Source organism: Solilutibacter pythonis (genome assembly GCF_003697345.1).
Lineage (GTDB): Bacteria > Pseudomonadota > Gammaproteobacteria > Xanthomonadales > Xanthomonadaceae > Solilutibacter > Solilutibacter pythonis.
The window spans coordinates 1-1,509 of record NZ_RFLY01000052.1; the positions used below are offsets into that span (position 1 = coordinate 1).

At 56.9% G+C, this 1,509-nt stretch carries 3 protein-coding genes and 1 pseudogene; 3 read left to right on the plus strand and 1 reads right to left on the minus strand.

The genetic code is table 11. The features are described from left to right. Both EBB59_RS14120 and EBB59_RS13660 read left to right on the plus strand, forming a co-directional pair. A partial coding sequence (locus EBB59_RS14120) for a polymorphic toxin type 37 domain-containing protein (protein WP_211327766.1) occupies positions 1–461 on the plus strand: 461 nt, incomplete at its 5' end. Next, positions 461–757 carry a hypothetical protein gene (locus tag EBB59_RS13660; protein WP_147455626.1) on the plus strand — a complete coding sequence of 99 codons (297 nt, stop codon included), beginning with the start codon at positions 461–463 and terminating at the stop codon, positions 755–757. The genes EBB59_RS14120 and EBB59_RS13660, both read left to right, overlap by 1 nt. Before the next feature lie 101 nt (positions 758–858). On the opposite strand, the gene EBB59_RS13215 is transcribed toward EBB59_RS13660, so the two are convergent. Continuing rightward, on the minus strand, positions 859–1,074 hold the full coding sequence (locus tag EBB59_RS13215; RefSeq protein WP_122102590.1) for a hypothetical protein: 216 nt from the start codon (positions 1,072–1,074) through the stop codon (positions 859–861). Between EBB59_RS13215 and EBB59_RS13220 the strand changes: the two are divergent. Further along, positions 1,048–1,509, plus strand: a pseudogene (locus EBB59_RS13220) (RHS repeat-associated core domain-containing protein); the annotation flags it as partial. The gene EBB59_RS13215 and the pseudogene EBB59_RS13220 overlap by 27 nt on opposite strands.

Sequence of the window (1,509 nt, forward strand, 5' to 3'; positions counted from 1 at the left end):
TGAATACGTATGCCTATGTCGGAGGGAATCCTGTAATGGGCGTCGATCCGCTTGGCTTGCAGGCTATGGCCCCTGTGGCCGGCTGGATTGGAACAGATACTGCAATTCCTGATCCATCCGATGCGGCATGGCCGAAGTGGGTGATTTATGGAGCGCTATTAGGCGGTGCTTGGGCGTTAGATCATTGGGTTTTTTCCGAGCAGCAAGACGGTGATGGCGGCGCTCAAGCGCCTGGAATGCCGACAGCTGATGATGGTTACGAATGCCCTAAGAAATGGGATGGGAAAAAGGTTAAAAGCCCGAATGGGCGTGGCTACGGATGGCCAGATAAAAATGGCAATGTGTGGGTGCCAACTGGACCTGGCTCGGGTGCGCACGGTGGTCCCCATTGGGGCGTTCAAAGGCCGGGAGGCGGATACATCAATGTGTATCCGGGTGGACGTACGCGAGGTGGTCGCTGATGCCAAACATCCAAATAATCGATGGTGCAGATAACTGTACCTATGATGTTTTCACGATTAGCAGGGATGGCTTCCGTGAAATCTTTCCTGACGATGGACAGGATGTTGAGTTCATTGATGACTTTGTTGCTCGTGTTGGTGAACAACATGCCGCAAGCATTTTGAACGAACTATGGAAGCATCCTGCTAACAAAAAGGCTGTCGACGGTATTCACGGCACGCTCTTTTTTGAGCTTGAGAAGAAAAAAGCGTTTTATCCGACTAAGAAAGAATCAGAAATGTCGTTAGGAATTTGATCTAGAGCCAGCGTAGCCCGGATGAAGCGCAGCGCAATCCGGGATTGAAGTGATCGAAGCCCCGTCAAGCGCGGGGCTTCGTTTAGCCGCGGTGTTGTGATTTAAACCGGCGCGGTGTGTTGCTCGGCGAGCTGCCGGGTGCGGTGCTTGACGATGAGGCCGTCGAGAACGGCTTGCACGACGCGCTGTTCGTCAGCCGGCAGGCTGGCGACGGCTTCAAACAGCAATGTCAGCCGTTCGCCCTGCGGCCCGCGTTCGCGCGGATCGAACACCAGATCGTCCAGCGGCACATGCAGGGCGATGGCGATCTTCTTCAATTCGACGCCAACCACCGCCAGACCCGCTTCGAGGGCACCGCGCTGCACTACGACGCCAACGGCAACCTCACCGAGGAAGGCGGCCGCCGCTACGTGTGGAACGCCCGCAACCAACTCGTCGAAGTACGCGAAGGCGCACAGCTAGTAGCGAGCTACCGCTACGACGCCCTGGGCCGGCGCATCGCGAAAGCGGAGAACGGTGGCACCATCGAATACCTGTACGACGGTCTGAACCCGATACAGGAGAAAGCGGACGAGACGATCAACCCGATTCTGACCGGGTTGGGCGTTGACGAATACTACGCAAGAAACGAAGCCATCGGCCGCACCTACTTCCTGAGCGACCACCAGAACAGCACGCGAGCGTTGACCAACGCCGCGGGCCAAGTGGTGAACCGCTACGACTACGACCCGTACGGCAACGCGCGTCAGAGC